Origin of the sequence: Actinophytocola sp. (genome assembly GCF_049647105.1) — a bacterium.
GTDB lineage: Bacteria > Actinomycetota > Actinomycetes > Mycobacteriales > Pseudonocardiaceae > Actinophytocola.
In genome coordinates this window covers 101451-119102 of the sequence record NZ_JBARWZ010000255.1, presented here as the reverse complement: position 1 = coordinate 119102, position 17652 = coordinate 101451, and the positions used below count along the sequence as shown (strand labels likewise).

Here is a 17652-nt window from a genome sequence, read left to right as displayed (position 1 = left end):
GGTCGTGACCGCGTCACGGCCCCTCACGCCAGTGCTTCACTCGTCCGAGCTGGAGTCCTTCAGGCCCGTCGAGATCAGGTCCATCACCGAGGAGTCGGCCAGGGTGGTCACGTCGCCGATCTCGCGGTTTTCCGCCACGTCGCGCAGCAGGCGGCGCATGATCTTGCCGGACCGCGTCTTCGGCAGCTCCGGAACCACCATGATCTGGCGCGGCTTGGCGATCGGCCCGATCTCCTTCGCCACGTGGTCGCGCAGCGCCTTGATCGCCTGCTCGCCCTTCCCCTCGTCCTGGGCCACGTTGCCGCGCAGGATCACGAACGCCACGATGCCCTGGCCGGTGGTCGCGTCGGACGCGCCGACGACCGCGGCCTCGGCCACCGTCGGGTGCGACACCAGCGCCGACTCCACCTCGGTCGTGGAGATCCGGTGGCCGGACACGTTCATCACGTCGTCGACCCGGCCCAGCAGCCAGATGTCGCCGTCCGCGTCGTACTTCGCGCCGTCGCCCGCGAAGTAGAAGCCCTGGTCGGCGAACCGCGACCAGTACGTGTCCTTGTACCGCTCCTCGTCGCCCCAGATGCCACGCAGCATCGCAGGCCACGGCTGGTCGAGCACCAGGTACCCGCCGCCACCGGCAGCGACCTCGTTGCCCTGGTCGTCGACGACCTTCGCGGAGATGCCCGGCAGCGCGCGCTGCGCGGATCCCGGCTTGGCGGCCGTCACGCCGGGCAGCGGCGAAATCATGATCGCGCCGGTCTCGGTCTGCCACCACGTGTCGACCACGGGCGTCTTCGACGCGCCGATGGTGTCCCGGTACCAGATCCACGCCTCCGGGTTGATCGGCTCGCCGACCGAACCCAGCACCCGTAGCGACGCAAGGTCGAACTTGTCGGGGATCTCCTTGCCCCACTTCATGAAGGTGCGGATCAGCGTCGGCGCCGTGTAGTAGATGGTGACGCCGTACTTCTGCACGATCTCCCAGTGCCTGCCCTCGTGCGGCGTGTTGGGCGTGCCCTCGTAGACGACCTGGGTCGCACCGTTCGCTAACGGCCCGTACACGATGTAGCTGTGCCCGGTCACCCAGCCGATGTCGGCGGTGCACCAGTACACATCACTCTCCGGCTTGAGGTCGAAGACGTTCTTGTGCGTGTACGCGGCCTGGGTCAGGTAGCCGCCGGACGTGTGCAGGATGCCCTTGGGCTTACCGGTCGTGCCCGACGTGTACAGGATGAACAGCGGGTGTTCGGCGTCGAACGCCTCCGGCGTGTGCTGGTCGGACTGTCCTTCCACGACGTCGTGCCACCACAGGTCGCGGCCTTCGGACCACTCGACGTCGGTGTCCGTCCGCTTGACCACCAGCACGTGCTCGATCGACGGCGTCTTGGCGACCGCCTCGTCCACGGCGGCCTTCAGCGGTGCCGGGTTGCCCCGCCGGTACTGGCCGTCGGCGGTGATCACGAGCTTGGCCTGCGCGTCGTCGATCCGCGACCGCAGTGCCTCCGCGGAGAAGCCACCGAACACGACGCTGTGGGTCAGGCCAAGGCGTGCGCACGCGAGCATCGAGAAGATCGCCTCGGGCAGCATCGGCATGTAGATCGCGACCCGGTCCCCGGTCGTCAGACCCAGCGAGAGCAGCGCGTTCGCGGTCTTCGACACCTCACGCCGCAGATCGGCGTAGGTGATGGTGCGGCCGTCGCCCGGCTCGCCCTCCCAGTGGATGGCGACGCGGTCACCGTTGCCCGCGTCGACGTGGCGGTCGACACAGTTGTGGGCGACGTTGAGCTTGCCGCCGACGAACCACTTCGCGAACGGCGCGTTCGACCAGTCCAGTACCTGGTTCCACGGTGTTTCCCAGGACAGCTGCTCCGCCTGTGCGGCCCAGAACGCCTCACGGTCGGCGTCGCCCGCCTCGTACAGCTCGGCCTTGGCATTGGCCTGCTGGGCGAACTCGTCGCTCGGCGGGAACGTCCTGCTCTCCGTGAGCAGGTTGTCCAGCGTCTGGCCCTGGCCGGACTGCTCGGTCATGATGCGGATCCTCCTCGACCCAGGGGATTGCTGTGTCTGGCGTGAACGGTAGTGCTCTATCGCGCCTGGCAACAGGACGTATAGAGGTCCAGACCAATGAACTGGGGGTTCCCGGTGGGATGTCACCCGGTAGGGTCCGTCCACGTGACAGACCCCCTGGCGCCGCTGCTGGAACTGCCCGGCGTCGACGAGGCGGTGGCCGCCGCACGCGAGGCGGTCGACGCGGTCCACGGACATCCGGCGAACCGGCGCGGCTGGCCCGCGACCGCGGCCGAGGCGTCGGTGCGTGCGGCCCGCGCGTCCGCCGCGCTGGACGGTGGTGCCGCCGACATTCCCGCCACCGGTGAGGTCAGCGAACCGCACCTCGCGGGCGCGCTGCGCATCGGCGAGTCCATCGGCCCGATCCTGGCCGTGTGGCAGCGCGCGCCGATGCAGGCACTGGCCCGGCTGCACGTCCTGGCGGCCGCCGACCTGGCGGACGACGAGTCGCTCGGCCGCCCCCGGGAGGCCCGCTGGGTGTCGAAGCGGCTGGACATCCTGGCGGAGATCGTCGCGGGTGGTTCGTCGGTGCCTGGTCCGGTGCTGACCGCGGTCGTGCACGGCGAACTGCTCGCGCTGTCCCCGTTCGGCACGGCGAACGGCGTGGTCGCCCGCGCGGCGGCCCGGTTGACGATGATCTCGACGGGTCTCGACCCGAAGGGCCTGATCGTGCCGGAGGTCTTCTACCTGCGCCGCTCCGACCGCTACCGCGAGACGGCCGCCGCGTTCGCGAAGGGCGGCGACGGCCTGACCGAGTGGCTGCTGTTCACCTGCGAGGCCATCGAGGCGGGCGCCCGCGAGGCGACGAGCATCGCGGAAGCGGCGCTACCGGCCTGACCTGCGCGTTCAGCGGAGTGGGTGCCCTCACCCGGTGGGCCGAGTCCCCTAGCGCCTCGGCCCACTTTTCATGCGGAAGCCCTCGTCAGACGGCGGCCGCGCCCAGATTCGACAGCGCCTGGCGGACATGGCCGCCCGTCGCGGCGAGGACAGTGGCGGCACGCTCCGGGTTGACCCCCGACAGCAGGTGCACGAGCGCCACCTTCAGGTCGCCGTGTGCCTGGTCCAGAGCGGTCGCGCACTCCGCCCTGTTCGCGCCGGTGGCCTCCTGCAGTATCCGCAGAGTCCGCCCGCGCAACTTGGCGTTCGTGGCACGCATGCTGACCATCAGGTTCGAGTACGTGCGGCCGAGTTTGACCATGACGGCCGTGGAGAACGCCGTCAGCACGAGCTTCTGTGAGGTGCCCGCCTTCATGCGGGTCGACCCGGCGACCACCTCGGGGCCCGTGTCGATCTCGACCAGCACGTCGATGTCCAGCAGGCCGGTCGCGTGGGGGTTGGAGAACACCAGGCCGGTGTGCGCGCCGAGCTCACGGGCGGCACGCAGCGCGCCCAGCACGTACGGGGTCCGCCCGGACGCGGTCAGGCCGAGCACGAAGTCACCCGCCGTGGCCGACGCGGCGATCTCCGCCGCGCCAGCGTCGTCGTCGTCCTCGGCGTCCTCGACCGCGTTCCGCAGCGCGTGGTTGCCACCCGCGTGGTGCACCAGGAACCAGTCGGACGGCGCGTTGAACGTCGGCACCAGCTCGGCCGCGTCGACGGTCGCCAGCCTGCCCGAGGTGCCCGCGCCGACGTAGTGCACACGGTGCCCGGTGCGCAGGGCCTCCGTCGCGAAGTCAACGGCCGCCGCGAGCGCGGGGAGTGCGGCGGCCACGGCATCGGGGACCAGGCGATCCTCCGCGTTGATCGTTCTGAGGAGGTCGAGCGTCGGCAGCCGGTCGAGGTCCGTCGTCCGCGGGTTCCGCCGCTCCGTCGGCGACTCGACGTGTACAGCCTGTCGCGGCACCGTCATGTTGCTGCCTCCCCCAAAGATCATTTACCGGTCTCCCGCGCCTTGCGGCGACCGTCGTGGCGGGTCTCCAGTCGATGCGAGCCAACCGCGTCCCTGGTCTCGTCGAGGGCCTTCATCGAGTCGATCAGATGTCGCTGGGCGACCCCGATGAAGAGGCAGTCGATGACCGTCAACTGCGCGATCCGGCTTGCCATGGCGCCGGACCGGAACGTCGTCTCCCGCGCCGCCGTGGTGAGCACGAGGTCGGCGACCTCGCTGATCGGCGCGGTGGGGAAGTTGGTCAGCGCGACGGTCGTGGCACCGGCGCGCCGCGCCTCGCGCAGGGCCTCGACGGTGTCGGCCGTCGCGCCGGTGTGCGAGATGCCGACGGCCACGTCGCCGCGCCCGAGCACGGCGGCTGAGGTCAGCATGATGTGGGTGTCGCTCCAGGCGAAGCTGATCCGCCCGATGCGGTGCAACTTCTGCTGCAGGTCGGCGGCGACGAACGCGCTGGCGCCGACGCCGTAGACGTCGACCCGGCCGGCCGAGGCCAGGGCCACGACGACCTTCTCCAGCTCGTCGGAGTCGAGCTGGGCGGCCGTCTCCTCGACGGCACGCGCGTCGGCGAAGGTGACCTTGCCGACGACCGTGGCGATGTCGTCGTCCGGGGCGATCTCGCCGCCAAGGTCGCGGTCGACACGCGCCTCGGTGCGGGCGGTGTCCGCGGCCAGCGCGATGCGCAGCTCTGGATAGCCGCCGACGCCGATGGCCTTGCAGAACCGCGTGACAGTGGTCTCGCTCGTACCGGCCGCCTCGGCGACCTCGGTGATGCTGCGTCGGGCGACGGAACCAGGGCTCTCGAGCACAACCTTGGCGACGCGCTGTTCGGCGCGGGCCAGACCGGGCAGAAGCGACCGGATCCGGACCAGCGGACTTGACTCAGTGTGTTGTGTCGTCATGGCACTCGCGCTCACGTGGGAAACTTACTAACAGGCATATGAACCGACAAGGCGGCAGTCGTCGTCTGTAGACAACGCTACCCAAAACCAGTCAAAACTTCAGGTGCGGTTGTATGGGTGCAACATCCCAGTCGATGTCCGACCGCACCTTGTTAGCGTTTCAACCAGTTTTTCTTCCTCATCGTGATCTGAGCTGCCAGCCATCCGGATGAAGCTTGTGGGGTTCTTTCTCACCGTTGAGGAGTGTCTGGCTACGTTGAGTCACCATGATGTGGTCGAGGTGCACGCCGCGTCCGGTGTAGCGGGCGTCGGTAGCGAACCGCCAGCGCAGCGTGATCTCCGCTGCTTGAGGCAGTGTTGCCTCGACCCGCCACCACGCGCGATGACCGTTTCCGGAGAGTGAATCGACCGAATCGTCCGGTGCGCCTCGGCCGTGGACGGTCAGCGGGACCGCTGTCCAGGTCACTCCATCGGTGCTTGACTCGAGTGCCAGCCGATCGGTGCTCTCCGTGTCCACAAAGGCGTCGAAGTTCACCCGAACGGCTTCCGTGGGGTGCAGGGCGACGGTGGTGAGGGACGCGGTTGATGCGTCCCCTATGCCCGAGTACCACGCGTCCCGGCCGTGCCGGGGCTTCACCGCGAGTGCCTTGGCGAGCCCGCTGCTCAGGGCCTCACGGGCGATGTTGATGGACCCCCAGTTACGGCTCGGGTGCACCCGGTTGGTGAGCAGGATCGCGAACGAGCGCGACGCCGCGTCGATGACCACGTCTGTGCCGGTGTATCCGGTGTGCCCAGCCGTGCGGGGGCCCGCGAGCGCTCCCATGTAGAACATCTGGTTCAGCTCGAACCCGTAGCCGTGGTCGTGGCCGGGAAAGTCCTCGTTGTGGTCCGTGAGCATCGCCGTGACCGTCTCCGGCCGCATGATGCGGTGCCCTCGGTAGGTGCCGCCGTTGAGGACCGTCTGGGCGAGGATCGCCATGTCACCGGCCGTGGAGAACACGCCTGCGTGCCCGGCGACCCCGCCGAGCGACCAGGCGTTCTCGTCGTGCACGGAGCCGCGGACCATGCCGCGCGGCGGCGCCGTCTGGAACTCGGTGGCCACGATCCGGTCCAGTTTCGACGCGGGCGGGTTGTAGCCGGTGTCGACCATGCCGAGCGGGCCGGTGATCCGCTGGGCCACCACCTCGTCCAGCTTCTTGCCGGTCACCCGCTCGACCAGCACGCCGAGCGTGATCAGGTTCAGGTCCGAGTACTCGTAGTTCGTGCCAGGGGTCGTGCGGGGCGCGACGTCCATCACGGCCTTGATCCGCGACGGGATGTCCGGGTACCGCGACCACAGCGGCAGCCACGACACCAGGCCCGAGGTGTGCGTGAGCAGCTGCGCGACGGTGATCGACTCCTTGCCGTTAACGCCGAACTCGGGCAGGTAGGTCCCCACCGTCGCGTCCACGTCGACCTGGCCCGCCTCGACCAGCTGCATCACGGTGATCGATGTGAACAGCTTGGACACCGACGCCATGTCGAAGATGGTGTCGGGCCGCATCGGGACCTTCTGGTCCTCGGGTAGCTCGGTGCCCGCGCCGTCGGCGTACCGGACCGCGTACCCGGCCGTGTCGCGGCTGACCACGACCCCGTCGTGCGCGACGAGGCTGACCGCGCCCGAGTACAGCGGCACGGTCAGCGCCGGGTCGTAGTTCTTCCTGGTCCACTCGTCGATCTTGGTGAGCGCGGCGTCGATCGGTGCGGGATCGAGCCCGACCGACGCCGGTGGCCCGTCCCGCAGGATCGTGTGCGGTGACGCGTAGCCGGGTAACGGAACGTCGAAGCGGCCCGTGACCCCGCCCCGCGACTCGGCGACGCTCACCCCCGAACCGGCTGTCACGGCGACAGCCAGCGCGAGGACGGTGACGCGAAGGACTCCGGACATGGCCACCTCTTATCGATCGTCACCGGTAGATCAGGTACTTCTCCCGCAGCCTCGTGAACGCGGCCAGCTCCGCGCGCCACGCGCCGGTCACCTCGTTGACCGTCGCACCGGCGTCGATCATCGTGCGCAGCCGGGCCGAGCCGGAGAGCTTGTCGATGAAGTTGTCCGGCCGCCAGCCGAAGACGTCCGGGTGCACCTGCTTGGCCGTGATCAGCATCGTGATCGCGGTGTGGATCGGCTGGAAGCGCCGTTCGTCGGTGATGTGCACCTGCACGCCACCGCATGCCTCGCCGACCCACTTCGAGAACGTCGGCACGAAGTAGTGCTCGCGGAACCGCACACCCGGCAGCCGTGCCTGGTTCAGTGCCTCCGCCCAGCGCCAGTCGATGCCGGGCGCGCCGATGATCTCGAACGGCCGCGTCGTGCCCCGGCCCTCGGAGAACACGGTGCCCTCGAACAGGCAGGTGCCCGGATAGGCGAGCGCGGTCTGCGGCGTCGGCACGTTCGGGCTCGGTGTGACCCACTCCAGGCCGGTGTCGGAGAACAGGTCGTCCCGCTGCCAGCCCTTGAGCTTCACGATCTCGAGGCTCTTCAGCCGGCCACCCGCCTCCGATGGCAGGAACTCGGCGTCGAAGAACCTGGCCAGCTCGCCTGCGGTCATGCCGTGCTGCTGGACGATCGGCTTGCGGCCGACACCGGAGGAGAACGCCGGGTCCAGCATGGGGCCGTAGGCCGTGCCGCCGACCGGGTTGGGCCGGTCCAGCACCATGAAGTCGATGCCGGTCAGCACGGCGGCGTGCATGGCGTTGTACATCGACCAGATGTAGGTGTAGAAGCGGGCGCCGATGTCCGCGATGTCGAACACCAGCAGGTCGATGCCCGCCTTGCGGAACTGGTCGGCGATCTTCGCCGCGGTGAGCGTGTAGGTGTCGTACACCGGGACCTGCGTGCGCGGGTCGAGGTAGTCGCCCTCCGAGCCGCCCGCCTGGGCCGTGCCGCGGAAACCGTGCTCCGGCCCGAACACCGCGGTCGGCGCGAGCCCGGCCGCCACCATCGAGTCGACGACGTGCGTCTGGTCGCGCAGGACGCCGGTCGGGTTGGTGAGCACACCGACCTTGCGGCCCGCGAACCTGCGCCAGCCGTCCTCGGCCAGGGAGTCCGCACCCGGTGTCGCACCGCGGTGGCCGCTCGGCTCCGCGGCCGCGAACCCAACCCCCGCGGCCGAGGTGACCAGGGGTGCGGCCATCGCCGATGCCATCAGGAAGTTGCGTCGGTCCATGCCGCGCTTGTCTTTGCCATTCACCAGGTCAACCCGTGGTCGAAGGGGTAGAGGACGGTCGAGGTGCCGCCGACGGGTACGTCGACGGGCAACTTGCCCTGTGGCGAGATCTCGCCGGTCAGGACCTTCGCGAGCGACTCCATGGCGTGCGCGCGCCAGCCGTACGTGGCGAGCCAGGTCGGCGCGTCGACGTAACCCGAGTCGTAGGGGATCTGGGCCGCGACCGCGATGACCGGCTTGCCGGTCGCGAGGAGCTCGGTCACCAGGCTCCGCTGCGCGGTCCGGTCCTTGAGGTTGTTGGTGAGCACGATGACCAGGTCGGACGAATTGGCTGCCGTCACGGCGCCCGCGATGGTCGTCGCGTTCGGGTTCGAGCCGGTGGGCAACGCCGTGGCCGTTGCGCCACGCCGGTTGAGGCTGTCGGCGAGCCACTGCGGGCTGCGGGCCGTGACGACCGTGTCGCCGATGCCGGTGACCAGCACCTTGCCGGGGTTGGCGGGCAGCGGCAGCAGGTTCGCGTCGTTCCGCACGACCGTGGTCGTGTGGTCGCTGACCTCCTGGATCCGCGCGATGTTGTCCGGCGTCCCGACGATCGCGGCCACCTTGCTCTCGTCGACGAACGGCGAGGTGAGGATGCCGCGCTTGAGCTTGAGCAACAGGATCCGCAGCAGGCTCTGGTCGATGCGCCGCTCGGTCAGCCGCCCGCTCTCCACGGCCGCCTTGACCGCGTCGAGCGCCACCTGCAGGTTCGGCGGCATGAGGAGCTGGTCGACACCGGCCTCGAGGGCCATGACCGGGATCTCCTCCGGCGGGAAGACGTGCGCGCCGCCCATGCCGAGCGAGTCGGTGACGATGACGCCCTTGTACTTCAGCTCGCCGCGCAGCAGATCGGTGAGGATCGGCTTCGACAGCGTGGCCGGCACGCCAGAGGGGTCGAGGCTCGGCACCTGGATGTGCGCGGTCATGATCGAGTCGACGCCGGCCTTGACCGCGGCCTTGAACGGCGGCATGTCGATGGCACGCCACTCGGCCTCGGTCCGGCCGATGTTCGGCAGGCCGGTGTGGCTGTCGGTGGCGGCGTCACCGTGGCCGGGGAAGTGCTTGGCCGAGGAGGAGACGGTCTGGTTCACCCGGCCGCCCTCCTGGTAGCCCTTGACCTCGGCGGTCACGAGCTCGCTCACCAGCTCCGGCCGCGAGGAGAAGGAACGCGCGCCGATGACCGGGTTGTCGGGGTTGGAGTTGACGTCCGCGACCGGCGCGAAGTTCTGGTTGATGCCCATGGCGCGCAGCTCGCGGCCGTTGAGCGTGGCGACCGTCTTGGCGTCGGCGGCACTGCGGCCCGCGCCGACGGCCATGCTGGCGGGGAACTCCGTGGCGGGCGACTCGAGGCGGGTGACGTTGCCGCCCTCCTGGTCGATGGCCACGATCAGCGGGAGCCGGGTGTTGTGACGGGTCGCGGCGCGCTGCAGGCCGTTGGAGAAGGCCGCCATCTGCGCGGGGTTGTCCACGTTGTCGGTGCCGCTGTTGTTGAAGTAGATGACGCCACCGACGCCGTACTTCTCGACCACCTGGGCGGGGGTGTCGACGCCGTAGTTGGTCTGGTTGGTGGGGTGGACCTCGTCGGCGCTCTTGCCCCACACGGAGACCACGAACAGCTGGGCGATCTTCTGCTCCAGCGACATGCCGCGCATCTCGGCGCGGGCGAGTGCCTCGGCCGCCGCATGGCTGCTCACCTGGGGCGTTGCGGAGCCGACCACGGCGTTGGCCGGGTGCACACCGCTAACCATGGCAGTGGTCGCGATCGCCGCTACCGCGACGGACAGACTGCGACGGGCGGACGTTCTGGACAGAGACACAGCGGCCTCCTTGGCCGGCAAGGCGGGACAATCCGTAACCTCTTAACCGAAAACTGCAAGCATCGGTAAGTTACCCACGACATGATCCCGTGGGCAAGTACGTGTTCGGCCTAACCTAGCCCGCCTCACCGCCACAAGCGCGGTGTGATGCCCTTGCCAGAAAAGGAACTGGGCGATCCCCGTCCGCCTTGACAAGCGGACAGGGATCGCCCAAATCAACCGCACGAGCAACTCGGGTTACCAAGCGTGCAACAGTGTCGTACCTACCTGGCCTCGGCGTCCGGCGTCCCGGTACGCAGTCCCTTGACGACATGCCTCCCGCGGCTCGCTGCGCGTGGGTGCCCGGTGCTCGTGCACGGAGTTCCACCGGGGTGGACCAGGCTTCTCTTCGTCTGGTCCCTGGCCGACTGGAAGTCCGCACCTTCCTTTGTACTCAGTGGTCAAGGTCACTTCAAGACCACGTTGGGGTGCACCGTTCAAGACTCCGTAGGTGGTCGACGGATACGCTTTGTGAGCGTATTCTCCCGGTCTGGTAAGCGATTGGTGACCGGGTCAGTACCGCCAGTCGGGTGCTGTTCCGAAGGTCTCAGCGCTTCCTTCTGCGGTGGATGCCGTACCAGGTGGCACCGACCGTGGCGATCGCGCCGAGGCCGATCGCCGTCACCGTGACGGCCGCGCCCGACGGCTGGAAGCGCGACCGCAGCGACACCGGCTTGGTGAACTCGAGGATCGGCCAGCCCCGCTCGAGCGCCAGCGCACGCAGTCCCCGGTCCGGGTTGACCACGGTCGGGTGGCCGACCGCCTCCAGCATCGGCAGGTCGGTGATCGAGTCGGAGTAGGCATGGCTCGTGGCGAGGTCGTAGCCGTGTTCGGCGGCCAGCTCCTTCATCGCGGTCGCCTTGTTGTCGCCGTAGCAGTAGAAGCCGATCTCGCCGGTGTACTTGCCGTCCGCCTCGACCATGCGGGTGCCGATGCTGTGCGTCGCGCCGATCATCGCCGAGATGGGCGTGACGATCTCCGCCCCTGACGCCGACACGACAACGATGTCGCGACCCTGTTGCTGGTGCTCCGCCACGAGTTCCGCGGCCTCGGCGTAGATGAGGGGGTCGACGATGTCGTGCAGCGTCTCGTCGACGATCGCGCGAACCTGCTGGACGTCCCAGCCCGCGCACAGCGCGGTGAGGTGCGCACGGATGCGCTCCACCTGGTCGGCGTCGGCGCCAGAGACCGCGAACACGAACTGTGTGTAGGCGCCCTTGAGTACGGCTCGCCGGTTGATGAGCCCGCCGCGGAAGAAAGGCCTGCTGAAGGCCAGAGTGCTGGACTTCGCGATGACTGTCTTGTCCAGGTCGAAGAACGCCGCGGCGCGCAGGTCGGTCACCCCGCCCAGCATAGGAGTGCCACATCACGTCCGTCGGTCGCCGCAGGTCGTACGTGTCGGAACGGGTTCGTTGTCCCACTTCGAGTAAGTTGCAACCACGAGTAGGACCTGACGGGATACAGTGAAGAGGTCCGGCGTAATGCCGGACCGGTTCAGTCCGACCCCCCGGGACTGAACCTCTGACGACCCCCGTCCCTCCCCCCTGGCGGGGGTCGTCCCTTCCCTCCACTTTCCTTGAGTTTTCAGGCATTGAGCCGTCGCGTGCCCAAACCGCGAGAGCCTACGCCTCCCCACCGACAAACGCGGCTGTCGAACGCCCTCTGAACGGGAGTTGTCCACAGCCCACTCGGTTGTCCACATGTCGATCTTGCCGTGTTGTCCAACCCCCGCCGCCCGCCGATTGTGGGACCAGACCCGGGCAACCCCGCCCGGCGAGGACCCGAGGGGGCACCGTGAACGCGAACCGGCCGATGGCATTCGTGGCGGACGAGAACCTGCTCGACGACCTGCTGAAGCTGGCCGCCGCGGCAGGCTGCGACCTGGAGCGCGTCCCGGACGCGGCGGCCGCGCGATTGCGCTGGCCGTCGGCCCCGCTGGTCCTGCTGGACGCGATCGGCGTGGCCGAGTGCGAGAGGGAAGCGTTCCCCCGCCGTGACGCGGTGGTGGTCGTGGTACCCGATCCGGAACCCCAGGAACTGTGGAAACAGGCGATGGAGGTCGGTGCGGAGCGCCTGATCACGCTCCCCGGCGCCGAACCGTGGCTGGTGAGCGCACTGGCCGACGCGGCGGAAGGCCCAGCCAGCAACGCGGGAAAGGTCCTGGCGGTACTGGGAGCCAGGGGAGGAGCAGGCGCCTCGGTCTTCGCGGTGTCGGTGAGCCTGACCGCGCTGCAAGCCGGCGACAACACCCTCCTGATCGACTGCGATCCACGCGGCGGCGGCCTGGACGTGGTGCTGGGCGCGGAAACGGAAGAAGGGCTGCGCTGGCCGGAAATGCAGCTGAGCGCGGGCAGGGTGGCGGCGTCCTCCCTGCACCTTGCCCTGCCGACAAGGCGAAGGGGCAGTGCCCGTCTGACCCTCCTGTCCGGCGCACGCAAGGGCGAGGGCCCAGCCCCCGACGCGGTGGCAGCGGTCATCGAGGCGGGCAGGCGAACAGGCGAGGTGGTGGTCTGCGACGTCCCGAGGCAACTCGACGCGGCGGCGTGGGCCGCGATCGACAGGTCGGACCTGGCGGTGATCGTCACGCCGGCCGAGGTAAGGGCCTGCATCACGGCCAAACAGCTGGCAGACGAACTGCGGGCCCGTGGAACGCGCCCGCAACTGATAGTCAGAGGCCCGTCCCCAGGCGGCCTGAAGATGACGGAGATCGCCGCGGCGGTGGGCATCCCGGTCCTGGCGACGATGCGCCCAGAACCCCAGCTGGCCCAGTCCCTGGAACGCGGCGACTTCCACCCGAAACCCAAGGGCCCACTGTCGGGCGCCGCACGAGCGACGTTGACCGAACTGGCGGCCCAACCCCAGAAAACCCGCCCCCATCAAGGCGAAGCGAGGGCCGCCTGATGGTCGGCACCCACACCGGACGTCCGCCAAGCCACTCTCCCGACGGCTGGCGGCCGGCAGGCGCCGGACCGAGCCTCCGTACCCAACCCGCCTCGGTCCGGCGCCCAGCCACCCGGGTGACACCGGCAAGCGTCCGCCCAGCCACCTCCCCACCAGGCGGCACGGCGGATGGCGAGCGCCGAACCGGGCGTCAGTGGGCACCGGAACCACACCGGTTCGGCGCCCAGCCAAGAAAACGTCCTCAGGGGCCGCCCCCATGACGAGGACCCAATGGCCGCCGGACCGGGGTTCCCTCAACCGGTCGCTCGGTCCGGCGGCCACCGGAAGCTCCCTCAGCGCAGTACCCGCACTCCTGCCTCGCTGAGGGACGGCCGGTGCCGGACCGGAGTCACCGACCCGGTCCGGCACCAGGTCAGAACGTCCCGGCGATCGGCCGGGACCGTCCTCACCCGCTCGTCCCACAGGGCGGGGAGGTCAGTGAAACGCCTGGCCGGGGACCACGACCCCGGCCAGGCACCACCCCCAGCTCCGCCCGCTCGGACAGCGGGCGGGGACGGCCGGCGCCGGTCAACCAACCGCATGCCCCCGCGGATCGCGACCGGCGCCGGCCACCACGAAGGAGCACCCATGTCCACCTCTGAGCTGGTCGACCGCGTCCGCGGCCGCCTCGTCAACAACAGCGGCACGACCATCACCGGTGCCGAGGTCGCCCGTGCCGTGCGTGAGGAGAGCGGCGTCGCGGGCCACGACGACATCCTCGTCGCCACCGATCGCATGACCCAGGAGTTCGTCGGCGCGGGTCCGCTCGAACCGCTCCTCCGCGAGCCGGGCACCACCGACGTCCTCGTCACCGCCCCCGACCAGGTCTGGCGCGACGGCGACGGCGGCCTGCACCGCACGGACATCCGATTCCCCGACGAGGACTCCGTCCGTCGCCTCGCGCAACGGCTCGCGCTCGCCTGCGGCCGCCGCCTCGACGACGCCCAGCCGTTCGTCGACGCGTGGCTTCCCGGCCGGGTCCGGCTCCACGCCGTGCTCCCGCCCATCGCCGCGGGCGGCACCTGCATCTCGCTGCGGGTGCTTCGCCCGGCAGGTCACGACCTCGCGTCCCTTCGCGCCCTCGGCACCTTCGACGACACCGTCCATCGCACCCTCGAGGCCATCGTCGAAGCACGGCTTGCCTTCGTCATCACGGGCGGCACCGGAGCGGGCAAGACGTCATTGCTCAACGCCCTGCTCGGCCAGGTGCCTCCAAGCGAACGGATCGTCTGCGTTGAGGACGCGGGTGAGCTGTCCCCGAACCACCCGCAGTTCGTCCGCCTGATCGCGCGCCCGCCGAACGTCGAGGGCGCGGGCGAGGTCACCCTCGCCGACCTCGTCCGCCAAGGCCTGCGCATGCGGCCCGACCGGCTCGTCGTCGGCGAGGTCCGAGGTGCCGAGGTGTGCGTTTTGCTCACGGCCTTGAACACCGGGCACGACGGCGGCGCGGGCACCGTCCACGCCAACTCCCCTGCCGAGGTCCCCGCACGCATGGAAGCGCTGGCCGCGCTGGGTGGCCTGCCCCGGTCGGCACTGCACAGTCAACTGGCCGCCGCCTTCCACATCGTTCTGCACATGGCACGCGAGCAGGACGGCACCCGACGGCTCACCGATGTCGGCGTGTTCGACCGTGACGGCGACACCGTCCGCGTCGTCCACGACCGCACCCGGCTCAAGACGCTGCTGGCCACGCGAGGAGTGGAAGCGCCGTGGTGAGCCTCCTCCTGACCAGCCTCGCGCTGCTGTGCTGGCCCGACCACCTGGCTGGTCGACGACTGCGAGTCCTTACAGGTCACCAGCTTCGCAAGCGCTTGCGCACCCCGCGTCCGTCCGCTGTCACCCTCATCGCCGCGGCGGTAGTCGTGGGCTGGCTGGTGGCAGGACCGGGAGGCGCGGCGGCGGCGGGCCTTCTCGCGGCGACAGCACGGCGTCAACTCCGTGCCCGTACCGAGAACCGGCAGTCGCTGGCCGCGGTCGACGGCCTCGCCGAAGCGCTGCGCACACTCGTCGCAGGGCTCCGGTCGGGCGCGCACCCGGCGACCGCCGCCGAAGCGGCCGCCGTGGACGCGCGACCACCGACCGCCGACACGATGCGTGCGATGGCCGCCGCCGCCCGGCTGGACGGCGACATGGCCACGGCTCTGGCAGGCACCCGGTCCCCGGCGTTGGCAACAGCTCTCGCCAGGGTCGCGAAGGCGTGGCAGCTCGCGCAACGACACGGCCTGCCGTTGGCCGACGTGCTCGACGCCGTCCGGACAGACCTCGAACAACGCGCCAGGTTCGCCAGGCAGGTACTGGCGCGGATGACCGGACCGAAGTCGAGCGCGACAGCGTTGTCGCTGCTGCCGCTGCTCGGCATCGCGCTGGGCGAGGCAATGGGGGCAAGTCCGCTGCGGATGCTCACCGGCACGGGTTTCGGGCAACTGCTGCTGATGGCCGGAGTGACGCTGTTGTGCACGGGCGTCGCGTGGTCTGGCCGGATCACGAGTCAGGCGGCGCTCCGATGAACACCCACAGCGTCGCTCTCGTGCTGCTGGCAGCGGCGGCACAGCTGACGTCGCGAGCGGATGCCGCCCGGCAGCGTCTCGCGTGGCTGACCGGCAGGACCGGTATGCGCTGGTGGGCACGCGTCAAACCGGCGAAGTCACCCCCGTGGCCGCTGGCCGCGGTGGCCGGTGTGCTGGTGGCGGTCGCGGCAGGTCCGCTGGCTGGGGCCGGGGTCGCGGTGGCCGTCTGGTGGTTCCTCCGCCGCGCGAGACGGCCACCGAAGGCCGATCCCATGACGGTTGCCGCCACCTGGGACCTGCTGGCCGCGTGCCTGCGGGCGGGGCTGCCTGTGCCGACCGCGATGGCGGTGGTCGCGGGCGAACTACCGCCCGACGCGGCACGGGCACTGCGCTCGTCGGCGGAGCTGCTGGCGCTTGGCGCGGACCCGGCGACGGCGTGGGAGCCCGCGACGAGCTGCCAGGACACCGCGCCACTGGCACGAGGCGCGCGCCGGGCCGCCCAGTCCGGCACCGCGCTGGCCGACCTCGTCACCGACCTGGCCGCGGCAGTACGGGCAGCGGCGGCCGACAACGCGGAGGCAACAGCTCAGCGAGCGGGAGTCCTGATCACCGCGCCGCTCGGCCTGTGCTTCCTGCCCGCCTTCGTCTGTCTCGGCGTGGCGCCGGTGATCGCCGGCCTCGCCGAACAGATCTCCCTGTGAACACCCACCTAGAAATTAAGGAGAAACCATGTTCCCCCGACCCCGATACATCTTCCTCGACGACCACGGCATGTCGACGGTGGAGTACGCGGTGTGCCTGCTCGCCGCGGCGGCGTTCGCGATGATCCTCTTCGGCGTCGTCCAGAGCGGCACCGTGGCGGAAGGTCTCAACGACCTGATCGAGCGAGCGCTCAACTTCAAAGGTTGATGCCCGCACACCACCCGGCCCGGCGACGGCACCGCGACCGAGGCGGCGTCACCGTCGAGGCAGCGATCGCGATAGCGGCGTTCGTGCTGGTTCTGGCAATGGCTTTGGGTGGCGCGGCAGCGGTGGCAGACCAGGTGCGCTGCATGGACGCGGCGCGGGAAGCCGCCCGCCTGACCGCCAGAGGTGAACAGGACGAGGCCCACGAAGCGGCGAAACGCATTGCCCCCCGAGACGCGAAGGTAACGATCACGATGAACGGCGAACACATAGAGGTACACGTCAACGCCACCCCGGCAGGCGGACTGCTGCCCGGCATCCACTTACACGCGGAAGCCTTCGCGGTCCGAGAGCCGGACGGATGAGCCGCTACCTCCGGCGTCGGCACGCGGCCACCCCACCGCCAAGCCAAGAGGCGGCGGAGGAACAGCTGACACCGGCCGAGGAAACCGCGACCGCTCCCCACGACAACGGACCGGTCCGCGCCGAGGCTGAACCCGCGGCGTCTGCCCAGCCGATGCCGACACTGGCGAGCGGGGTAGCGGCCGCTCAGCCAGGGGCGGCAGAAGGCCACACGTTCCCTCCCCAGGACGGGATGCCGGGCCGGGCAGCGGAGGTTGCCCTGGGGAGTGGAGTAGCGCCCGCTCGTGACGACGTGGCGGTGGCTCGCGGCGGGCGGTGTCGTTCGCCGGACGACGAGAACGAGGTTCTCTGCAAGGAGCGCCCCGGAAACGTCGTGGCCGTCCGGAAGCGGCTGCGTGGTGGCGGCCGAGTGATCGGTGTCCTTCAGGCGTGGGTGCTTCGGCGGCGTTGGACGAGCCGTCCGTCGTGCGGTGGGTGCGACGAGCGGTCTGTGGATCGAGGAGCGGCGACTGTCTGGGTGGTCGGCGGGATGTCCGTCGTCATGGTGGTGATGACCTCGGTGCTGTGGCTTGCCGCCGCGGTGGTGGCTCGGCATCGGGTGGAAGGGGCCGCCGACCTGGCTGCGTTGGCTGCCGCGGTGGTGGCGGTCGACGGTGAGCAGCAAGCTTGTGCCGAGGCGCGGTGGGTGGTCGAGCACATGGACACGGTGCTGCGGTCCTGCCGTCTGTCTGGTTGGGACGCGCTCGTCGAGGTGGATGTTGCGTTCGGACCGTTCGGTTCAGCGGCAGCTCGGGCACGTGCCGGACCGGTCGAGGTCAAGCGCTGACGCAAGTTCAACGGTCGTCCGCGCACGGTAAGCGGCATTACCAGCGTGCCGGGAGTGGTCTGGATCGCCGATTAACGAACATGGCGAGTTCAGCCGCTCGTCAGCCGCAGTTCGTTTCACCGTGCGTGGACGACCAGTTGTCGACTGCAAGTTTCTTT

General features: G+C 69.8%; 15 protein-coding genes. 8 read left to right on the top strand and 7 right to left on the bottom strand.

The window, feature by feature from the left end:
- Positions 1 to 36: 36 nt before the first annotated feature.
- The gene (gene acs / locus WBA97_RS30475) at positions 37 to 2025 is read right to left on the bottom strand and encodes an acetate--CoA ligase (protein ID WP_424234403.1); all 1989 of its coding nucleotides are present in this window, start codon (positions 2023 to 2025) and stop codon (positions 37 to 39) included.
- Between the two features lie 144 nt (positions 2026 to 2169).
- Between acs and WBA97_RS30470 the strand changes: the two genes are divergently transcribed.
- Entirely contained in the window at positions 2170 to 2901 is a 732-nt protein-coding gene (locus tag WBA97_RS30470; protein WP_424234402.1) for an oxidoreductase, read from the top strand.
- A gap of 85 nt (positions 2902 to 2986) precedes the next feature.
- Here the strand turns inward: WBA97_RS30470 and WBA97_RS30465 are convergent, their stop codons facing one another.
- The 6 genes from WBA97_RS30465 to WBA97_RS30440 all read right to left on the bottom strand — a co-directional run bounded on the left by WBA97_RS30465 (position 2987) and on the right by WBA97_RS30440 (position 11306).
- On the bottom strand, positions 2987 to 3913 hold the full coding sequence (locus WBA97_RS30465) for an N-acetylmuramic acid 6-phosphate etherase (RefSeq protein ID WP_424234401.1): 927 nt from the start codon (positions 3911 to 3913) through the stop codon (positions 2987 to 2989).
- Between the two features lie 20 nt (positions 3914 to 3933).
- The gene (locus WBA97_RS30460) at positions 3934 to 4851 is read right to left on the bottom strand and encodes a MurR/RpiR family transcriptional regulator (RefSeq protein ID WP_424234412.1); all 918 of its coding nucleotides are present in this window, start codon (positions 4849 to 4851) and stop codon (positions 3934 to 3936) included.
- Between the two features lie 178 nt (positions 4852 to 5029).
- Positions 5030 to 6778 carry a serine hydrolase gene (locus tag WBA97_RS30455; protein WP_424234400.1) on the bottom strand — a complete coding sequence of 583 codons (1749 nt, stop codon included), beginning with the start codon at positions 6776 to 6778 and terminating at the stop codon, positions 5030 to 5032.
- 19 nt (positions 6779 to 6797) lie between these two features.
- Entirely contained in the window at positions 6798 to 8057 is a 1260-nt protein-coding gene (locus WBA97_RS30450; protein WP_424234411.1) for an exo-beta-N-acetylmuramidase NamZ family protein, read from the bottom strand.
- Between the two features lie 20 nt (positions 8058 to 8077).
- Positions 8078 to 9844 (bottom strand): glycoside hydrolase family 3 protein, encoded by a 1767-nt coding sequence (locus WBA97_RS30445; protein WP_424234410.1) that lies wholly within the window; start codon positions 9842 to 9844, stop codon positions 8078 to 8080.
- 655 nt (positions 9845 to 10499) lie between these two features.
- A complete protein-coding gene (locus WBA97_RS30440; protein ID WP_424234399.1) occupies positions 10500 to 11306 on the bottom strand; it encodes an HAD family hydrolase in 807 nt (268 codons plus the stop codon).
- A 440-nt stretch (positions 11307 to 11746) separates the two neighbouring features.
- On the opposite strand from WBA97_RS30440, the gene ssd reads away from it, so the two are divergent.
- From ssd to WBA97_RS30405, 7 genes are all read left to right on the top strand, one after another.
- A complete protein-coding gene (gene ssd, locus WBA97_RS30435) occupies positions 11747 to 12853 on the top strand; it encodes a septum site-determining protein Ssd (RefSeq protein ID WP_424234398.1) in 1107 nt (368 codons plus the stop codon).
- Between the two features lie 627 nt (positions 12854 to 13480).
- Positions 13481 to 14608 carry a TadA family conjugal transfer-associated ATPase gene (locus tag WBA97_RS30430; protein WP_424234397.1) on the top strand — a complete coding sequence of 376 codons (1128 nt, stop codon included), beginning with the start codon at positions 13481 to 13483 and terminating at the stop codon, positions 14606 to 14608.
- Entirely contained in the window at positions 14602 to 15399 is a 798-nt protein-coding gene (locus WBA97_RS30425; protein ID WP_424234396.1) for a type II secretion system F family protein, read from the top strand. Before WBA97_RS30430 ends, WBA97_RS30425 begins: the two co-directional genes overlap by 7 nt.
- A complete protein-coding gene (locus tag WBA97_RS30420) occupies positions 15396 to 16100 on the top strand; it encodes a type II secretion system F family protein (RefSeq protein WP_424234395.1) in 705 nt (234 codons plus the stop codon). The genes WBA97_RS30425 and WBA97_RS30420 overlap by 4 nt, the downstream gene beginning before the upstream one ends.
- A gap of 28 nt (positions 16101 to 16128) precedes the next feature.
- Positions 16129 to 16308: a DUF4244 domain-containing protein gene (locus WBA97_RS30415; protein WP_424234394.1), complete on the top strand. Its 180-nt coding sequence runs from the start codon at positions 16129 to 16131 to the stop codon at positions 16306 to 16308.
- Positions 16308 to 16670 (top strand): TadE family type IV pilus minor pilin, encoded by a 363-nt coding sequence (locus WBA97_RS30410; RefSeq protein ID WP_424234393.1) that lies wholly within the window; start codon positions 16308 to 16310, stop codon positions 16668 to 16670. The genes WBA97_RS30415 and WBA97_RS30410 overlap by 1 nt, the downstream gene beginning before the upstream one ends.
- Positions 16671 to 17101: 431 nt before the next feature.
- On the top strand, positions 17102 to 17494 hold the full coding sequence (locus WBA97_RS30405; protein ID WP_424234409.1) for an Rv3654c family TadE-like protein: 393 nt from the start codon (positions 17102 to 17104) through the stop codon (positions 17492 to 17494).
- Positions 17495 to 17652: the final 158 nt, after the last annotated feature.

What these genes read in the sequence shown, in the direction of transcription:
- acs (WP_424234403.1), bottom strand. Translation starts at nt 2,025, where the DNA reads ATGACCGAGCAGTCCGGCCAGGGCCAGACGCTGGACAACCTGCTCACG.
- WBA97_RS30465 (WP_424234401.1), bottom strand. Translation starts at nt 3,913, where the DNA reads ATGACGGTGCCGCGACAGGCTGTACACGTCGAGTCGCCGACGGAGCGG.
- WBA97_RS30460 (WP_424234412.1), bottom strand. Translation starts at nt 4,851, where the DNA reads ATGACGACACAACACACTGAGTCAAGTCCGCTGGTCCGGATCCGGTCG.
- WBA97_RS30455 (WP_424234400.1), bottom strand. Translation starts at nt 6,778, where the DNA reads ATGTCCGGAGTCCTTCGCGTCACCGTCCTCGCGCTGGCTGTCGCCGTG.
- WBA97_RS30450 (WP_424234411.1), bottom strand. Translation starts at nt 8,057, where the DNA reads ATGGACCGACGCAACTTCCTGATGGCATCGGCGATGGCCGCACCCCTG.
- WBA97_RS30445 (WP_424234410.1), bottom strand. Translation starts at nt 9,844, where the DNA reads ATGGTTAGCGGTGTGCACCCGGCCAACGCCGTGGTCGGCTCCGCAACG.
- WBA97_RS30440 (WP_424234399.1), bottom strand. Translation starts at nt 11,306, where the DNA reads ATGCTGGGCGGGGTGACCGACCTGCGCGCCGCGGCGTTCTTCGACCTG.
- WBA97_RS30430 (WP_424234397.1), top strand. Translation starts at nt 13,481, where the DNA reads ATGTCCACCTCTGAGCTGGTCGACCGCGTCCGCGGCCGCCTCGTCAAC.
- WBA97_RS30420 (WP_424234395.1), top strand. Translation starts at nt 15,396, where the DNA reads ATGAACACCCACAGCGTCGCTCTCGTGCTGCTGGCAGCGGCGGCACAG.
- WBA97_RS30415 (WP_424234394.1), top strand. Translation starts at nt 16,129, where the DNA reads ATGTTCCCCCGACCCCGATACATCTTCCTCGACGACCACGGCATGTCG.
- WBA97_RS30410 (WP_424234393.1), top strand. Translation starts at nt 16,308, where the DNA reads ATGCCCGCACACCACCCGGCCCGGCGACGGCACCGCGACCGAGGCGGC.